Source organism: Umezakia ovalisporum Ak1311, from assembly GCF_029891685.1.
In the GTDB taxonomy this organism is placed as follows: domain Bacteria; phylum Cyanobacteriota; class Cyanobacteriia; order Cyanobacteriales; family Nostocaceae; genus Umezakia; species Umezakia ovalisporum.
On record NZ_JANQDJ010000050.1, the window covers coordinates 21,655 to 29,111 of the forward strand.

The following is a 7,457-nucleotide window of genomic DNA, read 5'->3' on the forward strand; positions in this document are numbered from 1 at the left end:
GAAATTTTTATGACTTTTATTGAAGAATTTATCAAAGCTATTCGCATGACTTTTTTGCTGTGGTTACTAACGGCAATTATCTATCCCTTGGCAATTTTGATCACGGGTCAAGCCTTGTTTCCATTTCAAGCTAATGGCAGCATTATGGTGAATGTAGAAGCACAACCAATTGGTTCGACTTTGATTGGGCAAAGATTTACATCGGATCGTTATTTTCACAGTCGTCCCAGTAGTGTGAAATATAGCCAAGGAGAACAGGCAAGCCCCACTGGTATATCAGGGGGTAGTAATCTTGCTCCTAGCAATCCAGCACTGCTAGATCGAATTGTCAAACAGACAAATAAATTTCGAGAAGAAAATATTCAACCCACTGCTGACTTAATTTATACTTCTGGTTCTGGCTTAGACCCACATATTTCTTTGCAAGCAGCAAGGGAGCAGTTGGGGCGAGTTGCTAGCGCCCGTGGTATACAAGACGATGAAATATTACCTTTAATTAATAGATATACTGATGGTAGATTTCTGTGGATTTTTGGTGAGCCGGGAGTCAATGTGCTGCGATTGAATTATGCTCTTGACCTACAAGAAATTAACCGTCAGTAAACAAGACAGGGTTTATTTTCTAAATGTAGGATAGAAAATAAACACTCAACTATGAACCAGGTAGATTATCTCCGAATTAGCCTTATTGATCGCTGTAACTTTAGTTGTCAGTATTGTATGCCAGAGGAGGCAGAACTAGATTATCTCCTGAAGGAACAATTATTAACTGATGAGGAACTACTGACGCTGATTCAAGAGGTATTTATTCCTGTGGGTTTTACCCGGTTTCGGTTGACGGGTGGGGAACCATTGCTACGCCCCCGTGTAACAAGGTTGGTCAGGGCCATCGCTTCATTACCTCAAACCCAAGACCTTTCTATGACTACTAATGGATTTTTATTAGCCCAGCAAGCACAAAACCTCTACGATGCTGGTTTACGTCGTATAAATATTAGCCTGGATTCCTTGGATTCAGACACCTTTGACCAAATCATCGGTCATCGTGGTCGTTCTCGTTGGCAACAAGTTTGGCAGGGTATTCAAGCTGCCCATAGAGTGGGATTTGACCCTTTGAAGCTGAATGTAGTGGTAATTCCCGGTGTTAATGATGACGAAATTCTCGATTTAGCTGCCTTAACTATTGATCAGCAGTGGCACGTCAGGTTTATTGAATTTATGCCCATTGGTAATGGAGATTTATTTGCTGATCGCGGTTGGGTATCTTCAGAAGACCTGCGCCAACGCATCCGCCATCGTTGGGGCTTGACAAAATCTCAAATTCGTGGATGTGGTCCTGCCGATGTATTTCAAATTCCAGGCGCGAAGGGAACCCTGGGATTTATTAGTCAAATGTCAGAATGTTTTTGCGATCGCTGTAACCGGATGCGTTTTTCCGCTGATGGTTGGTTACGTCCCTGTTTATTAAATGAAACTGGGCAAATTGATTTAAAAACGGCCCTGCGTGCTGGTGTTAGCACCGTTGAACTAGAAAAGCAAGTCAGAGAGTTATTGGCAATAAAGCCAGAAATTAACTACAAAGGCCGCGACTCTGGTACTGCGGGTGTTTATAGCCGTACCATGTCGCAAATTGGTGGTTAGTCATTGGTTAATCCCTCTCCTTTCTCAGGAAAGGGATGGAGTGAGGTTCTGTACTTGATTAAATCCGCAATCCAATGACCAAATACCAACAACTAGGCTTGACGTGAGTAGTATTCCACCACGAGCAGTTCATTGACTTGTAATGCCACCCATTCTCGCTCAATGACACTGTTAACTTTGCCTGTCAACTTAGCTTTATCAAATTCTAGATGACTAGGCAGATTGGCTAAACCGGGATATTGCAAATTGTTTTCTACCAACTTGCGGGAAGCTTCACTGTCTCTGACTGCAATTACTTCACCCGGACGGCACTGATAGCTGGGAATATTTACTCTTCGACCATTAATTGTTACATGGCCGTGACTTACCAGCTGGCGAGCAGCTGGAATCGTTGGAGCCATACCCAAGCGAAAAACGGTATTATCCAAGCGCATTTCTAGCAGTTGTAGCAGCACTTGTCCGGTAGAACCGGTCACACGTCTAGCTTTACGCACATAGCGCAGCAGTTGTTTTTCGGTTAAACCGTAGTTCATCCGAATTTTTTGCTTTTCTTCTAGACGGACTGCATATTCAGTGCGTTTTTTGCGGTTCTGACCATGTTGGCCTGGTGGATAGGCCCTTCTAGGACTTTTGCGACTTAATCCTGGCAATTCGCCTAGGCGACGTACAATTCTGAGGCGTGGCCCTCTATATCGGGACATGAGTTTCCTTAATCTAATCCTGTTAAATTTTACCCAGACATTCAGTTTTGACACTTTCCCGATTATAAATCAGGAAATTCTTGGTTCTCAGAAACTGCTGACTTTGACACGACTTATCAAAGTGGAAACATTTTCTCCCCAAGCATAAAATCCGGATTGTCCTGCCGTACTCTCTCAAATTGGTTTTTTTCGTTTACTGACATCTTGCACCCAGCCCTGGAGACTAGAAAACGCGGGCTAACAAACTAAGTCCGCCTGCGCTGACTAATACAGAATCAAGGTTGTGAACTCACTTAGGCAGGGTTGATTCCGGGATGGTTCCGTGACTGACCCTTGCCTGGTGCAAGATATGAGTTTATTTAATCGCGTAGATTACGCAATCACGCAGTATTCCAACTCGGAAATACCCTTTACGTTGTCTACTTATCTCACATTCTGACTATTCTACCACCATTAGCCTCACCATCAATCCCTTGACATCAATTTTGGGTTTTGTTTCACGGACAAGGAGGGTAGCTGGAACAAGAAAAACTTGCAATACTCGCACTCGCTGTGTACGCTTTGCAAACGGCAATCTAAAATTTAAAATTAGCACGGTCAGGGGTTATAGTCTTCTTTACCTAAATTTACATATTTTATTTTTCAGGTTGATAAAAATGGTGAAAATAACTGCGCGTAAATTTGTGGGTCGAGAAAATGTTTATGATATTGGGGTTGAGCACCACCATAATTTTGCGATTAAAAATGGTTTGATAGCCTCGAATTGTTTCAATAAGTCCCATTCAACTGCCTATGGATATGTCACTTATCAAACAGCATATTTAAAAGCTAATTATCCGTTAGAGTATATGGCGGCACTGTTGACAGCCAACAGTGGTGATACAGATAAAGTGCAGAAATATATTAATAACTGCGCGAATATGGGTATCACAATAGATCCCCCAGATATTAATCGTTCTGGACTAGATTTTACACCAGCGGGCGGAAAAATTTTATTTGGATTGTCAGCCGTGCGAAATGTCGGACAAAATGCGATCGCTTGTATTTTGTCAGCGAGAAACGAGGGTGGAGATTTTCAATCACTGGCTGATTTTTGTGATGGTGTGGATCTGCGTGTTGTAAACCGCCGGACTGTGGAATCATTGATTCACTGTGGAGCCTTTGACAAAATTGAAGCAAACCGTAAACAATTAATTCATGATTTAGAATTAGTTTACGATTGGGCTCAGTCCCGTGCTAAAGATAGGGCTAGTGGTCAAGGAAATTTGTTTGATTTATTAGGTGGTAGTTCTGCTAATACTAATCATCAAATAGCAAGTAGTACTTTTGAAGCTGTTCCCAAAGCTCAACCTGTGCCAGATTTTCACCCACAGGAAAAGTTACGCATGGAAAAAGAATTGCTGGGATTTTATGTGTCAGATCATCCATTAAAATCTTTAGGGCAAGCAGCATCACTGCTAACTGCTATTAACCTTGCACAACTTAATGAACAAAAAGACGACACAAAAATCTGTGCGGTCATCATGCTGAATAATGTGAAAAAAGTGATGACAAAAAAAGGCGAGCAAATGGCAATTTTACAAATAGAAGATTTAACCACACAATCTGAAGCAATTGTTTTTCCAAAAATTTATGAGCGCATTAGCGAACAACTCAAAGTTGATGAAAGATTAATTATGTGGGGTAAAGTGGATCGGCGCGATGACCAAACTCAACTGATTGTTGAAGATGTAGAAAAAGTAGAAGAAGTGAAAATGGTGATGGTTGAACTAAATCCGCAACAAGCAAGAGACATTGAAAAACTCCATGATTTAAAAACAATTTTACAAGAATATTCAGGTGATAAAGAAAAAGCCAAGGCTCCCGTAATTGGAATTATACAATCAGAAACTTCTCGCAAATTAGTTCGTTTAGGTTGGCAATTTTGCGTACAAAATCCCACAACAACAGTTCAAGTTTTGCAAAATGCCAGATTTAATGCTCATTTAAAACCACTGACTGGCAATTAAAATCTCACAAATTACGAATTACGAATTACGAATTATATTTTCTCTTGAGGTGGCTTGGCTATGGCCTGCTTGACTAAACCCGCTTCAAGTTCCCTGATAAATTGCATATCTTCCTCCGAGAGAGGCTGATTTGTAGTTGCAGATGAGTCCTGACCAAAAGCGGGTTGCTTTTCCAGAAAGTGGAATGCTTGGCGGAATTCATCGGGACTTGTCTGAATAGGAGAATCAAAATGACAGGGGATAATTTGGCGAAAATCCCAGCCAGCAATTTGATCAGCCCAAGTAAGTACTTGTCTTGGTGCTTGGGGGAAAATGAGGATTTGTAGGATCGGCGCTACAAACACACGTCCATTACTTCTTAGGGTATGGAATGATTGCTGCCAATTCTGTCGCCAGCGAAACGGATATAAACCAAAATAAGCCTTTGGTGAATGGTCTGGTGCTTTGAAAGCATCGCCCAACATTTGCTGTAATCCCGTCATTTCCAAAGCATGAGGACGAAAATAAACTGCAAACAGTGAAATACGTTGCCATCCCTTGCGGCGATTTTCTGGATGATCTGCCATCAGTTCCCCACCATGATCCCTGGCATGAAACAGTAGAGGATAGGGGTCTAATTGAGTGATAGCAGGTGGTTCTTCTGGTACCGAGATGATAGAGTCAGTCAGCAGCAGAGTGTGCGATCGCTTGTGAAAAAATGCCACTTCTGCAAAGCAACCCCGTCCCAAATCAATATCCAGCACGTGATAATCGAATTCATCAGCAAACGGGCTTTGGCTACTTTCTTGTGGTAGCACCTGAGTGCGTTTTGGGGGAAAACCAAGCCAACTCAGGGGTAAATTGAAAGGAAAACTCCATTGATGGGGAGCAACAAAAACCTGTGCCCGTGGGAAGCATCTAGCAAAAGGTCCGACAAAAACTTTATGCTCTAGACCAGAACTAGTGGGCAGAATAATGTACTTAACATCACCGTGTTTTTTAACTAACTCATTCACCAGACCGACGCACTCCCCAGTGGGGGCGACTGGGGCATAAACCAAAAGACCTCCGGCTGCGAGTTTAACCACAGTCATCCGAATCGGCACAACAGTGTAGAGAATGCCTTGAAGTTGATCAAATGTCCAGATAGTATCTTTGACAATTTCCGCGCAAATTGTCCGCCGCTTACCGTAGGGATAGAGTGGTACAGCAGGCCAGAAATGCCATGACCAATGTTTTGGATGATTACTCGGTTGCATCCATTCACGTCCCTCTAGGTTCATTTTTTATACATTTCATTACGATCATCAAAACCAGGGCAATTCCCGAAACTAATGCCAAGTTCCTAAGTAAAGAGCTATTCGACTGCTTGAGTGCTATGGCCACCAATGCCCAAACGGTTACTCCTGTGTAAGCAAAGTCTCGACCCTGGATGACCATGACTGCTGCAATAGTAAAAGCCACCAATAACATCATAGCAGTCCATAATTCAGCCGAAAGGCCCCACCGGTTCCATCCCTGGAAATACAAGGCAGAAGCTACATTAACAATAGTTGCCACGCTAATCCAGCCCAGATAAATACTGATGGGAAAATGAACGCACCACTTCTTGTCATGAGAGACACGCTTTTTACCAATTCTTAACCGCAAATAGGCAGCAATCAGTGGTAATAGAATGAACAGTATTGCGATTACAGAAAGAGTAAAAAGTCTGGAGAGGAAAAGATAGACCCAGATAATTTGAGCGATTGAGGCAATTACCAAGAAATATCCTGTGTTACGCAAATCTACATCATGGCCCTGATTGGGTAGAAATTGGTAAATTGCGAATGCGAATAATCCCAAATAAATCAGTCCCCAAATAGCAAAGGCATAGTTAGCAGGGATAATTAGCACATTAGCGAACAAAGTGTTAGAAATTTCTCCTATACTCATGCCATTGAGCGGAAAAATATTTGAGTATACGTTGACAACAAAAGTGCCAATAATAGCCGTCAATGTAGCAACTTGCCGGATAAAATCCCCGTTATTTCGAGATGTAGACTTATGCATAGGATAATCAGATAACTTATATCTTTGTGTGCTTTTAGTTTATATCTTTATGAAGTGGGAAATTGTTCTCAGATACTCCCTAATAGGAGTGGTATGAGCATTTATTTAGCATTAGCATACTAACTAGAAAGATTAAAAAATATTAAATAGAAAAAAAGACAACAACTACTGACATCTGACGACCCATAAATCAATCACCCGCAGCTAAATCTTGACGGAGGATAGTGGGTTTACCCTTTTTGCATTGGAGATGGAGATTTTATCAGTGGATAAAACATCAATACAGAACTATCATGAACATCTAGTATCAGTCGCAGTAGGAGAGGTGAAGCTAGAAGGCAATTTGGTGATTCCACATGGTGCTACAGCCATAGTAGTATTTGCTCATGGCAGTGGTAGCGATCGCCATAGTCCCCGCAATCGATTTGTTGCTGGAGTTTTACAACAGGCTGGACTAGCAACCCTGCTAATTGACTTACTAACTGAACAAGAAGAAGCAATTGACCTGATAACAAGACATTTACGCTTTGATATTGAACTATTGGCATCGCGATTAGTAGATACTACAGATTGGCTAGCACAGAACCCAGAAACTCGTGACCTCCAAGTAGGTTACTTTGGAGCTAGCACGGGAGGTGGTGCAGCCCTCCTAGCGGCAGCAAAACGCCCTCAAGCTCTAAAAGCTGTAGTTTGTCGCGGTGGACGGACTGACCTAGCTGGTGCAGCGTTGCCTCATGTGCAAGCACCAACACTGTTGATTGTAGGTGCATATGATACACCAGTAATAGCGATGAATGAGGATGCACTCAAACAGTTAACTACAGAAAAACAATTAGAAATTATTCCGAAAGCGACCCATTTGTTTGAAGAACCGGGGGCATTGGAAGCAGTAGCGCAATTGGCGAGTGAGTGGTTTACGCGTTACCTGATTTGACACACGTAAATAATATGGGAGGTTGGTAGCCCCGTGTTTTTAAACCGGGGTGGAAAACCGACTCAAGCAGATTTATCTGCATTCAATGTCTATCATGATGTGGATCGTTAATATAATCCATTACTTTAGATGTGCTAACTT

7 protein-coding genes are annotated in these 7,457 nt (G+C 42.1%); 4 read left to right on the forward strand and 3 right to left on the reverse strand.

What is annotated here, in order from left to right; all coding sequences use genetic code 11:
- Positions 1–9: 9 nt before the first annotated feature.
- Together kdpC and moaA are read left to right on the forward strand one after the other, a co-directional pair.
- Positions 10–603 (forward strand): K(+)-transporting ATPase subunit C, encoded by a 594-nt coding sequence (gene kdpC, locus NWP25_RS09485; protein WP_280651332.1) that lies wholly within the window; start codon positions 10–12, stop codon positions 601–603.
- A 51-nt stretch (positions 604–654) separates the two neighbouring features.
- Positions 655–1,641 (forward strand): GTP 3',8-cyclase MoaA, encoded by a 987-nt coding sequence (gene moaA, locus NWP25_RS09490; protein ID WP_280651333.1) that lies wholly within the window; start codon positions 655–657, stop codon positions 1,639–1,641.
- 92 nt (positions 1,642–1,733) lie between these two features.
- Here the strand turns inward: moaA and rpsD are convergent, their stop codons facing one another.
- Positions 1,734–2,342: a 30S ribosomal protein S4 gene (gene rpsD / locus NWP25_RS09495; protein WP_280651334.1), complete on the reverse strand. Its 609-nt coding sequence runs from the start codon at positions 2,340–2,342 to the stop codon at positions 1,734–1,736.
- A 656-nt stretch (positions 2,343–2,998) separates the two neighbouring features.
- Here rpsD and NWP25_RS09500 point away from each other — a divergent pair.
- Positions 2,999–4,351, forward strand: coding sequence for a helix-hairpin-helix domain-containing protein (locus NWP25_RS09500; RefSeq protein WP_280651335.1), 1,353 nt, complete (start codon positions 2,999–3,001; stop codon positions 4,349–4,351).
- Between the two features lie 32 nt (positions 4,352–4,383).
- On the opposite strand, the gene NWP25_RS09505 is transcribed toward NWP25_RS09500, so the two are convergent.
- Both NWP25_RS09505 and NWP25_RS09510 read right to left on the reverse strand, forming a co-directional pair.
- Complete coding sequence (locus NWP25_RS09505; protein ID WP_280657116.1) at positions 4,384–5,613, reverse strand: DUF4336 domain-containing protein; 1,230 nt, start codon at positions 5,611–5,613, stop codon at positions 4,384–4,386.
- Positions 5,594–6,382, reverse strand: coding sequence for a tryptophan-rich sensory protein (locus tag NWP25_RS09510; RefSeq protein WP_280699266.1), 789 nt, complete (start codon positions 6,380–6,382; stop codon positions 5,594–5,596). The genes NWP25_RS09505 and NWP25_RS09510 overlap by 20 nt, the downstream gene beginning before the upstream one ends.
- Positions 6,383–6,647: 265 nt before the next feature.
- On the opposite strand from NWP25_RS09510, the gene NWP25_RS09515 reads away from it, so the two are divergent.
- Complete coding sequence (locus NWP25_RS09515; protein ID WP_280699268.1) at positions 6,648–7,316, forward strand: dienelactone hydrolase family protein; 669 nt, start codon at positions 6,648–6,650, stop codon at positions 7,314–7,316.
- Positions 7,317–7,457: the final 141 nt, after the last annotated feature.

Bases quoted from the DNA above. Each gene is read 5' to 3' on its own strand.
- rpsD (WP_280651334.1), bottom strand. From the start codon at position 2,342: ATGTCCCGATATAGAGGGCCACGCCTCAGAATTGTACGTCGCCTAGGC.
- NWP25_RS09500 (WP_280651335.1), top strand. From the start codon at position 2,999: ATGGTGAAAATAACTGCGCGTAAATTTGTGGGTCGAGAAAATGTTTAT.
- moaA (WP_280651333.1), top strand. From the start codon at position 655: ATGAACCAGGTAGATTATCTCCGAATTAGCCTTATTGATCGCTGTAAC.
- kdpC (WP_280651332.1), top strand. From the start codon at position 10: ATGACTTTTATTGAAGAATTTATCAAAGCTATTCGCATGACTTTTTTG.
- NWP25_RS09505 (WP_280657116.1), bottom strand. From the start codon at position 5,613: ATGAACCTAGAGGGACGTGAATGGATGCAACCGAGTAATCATCCAAAA.
- NWP25_RS09510 (WP_280699266.1), bottom strand. From the start codon at position 6,382: ATGCATAAGTCTACATCTCGAAATAACGGGGATTTTATCCGGCAAGTT.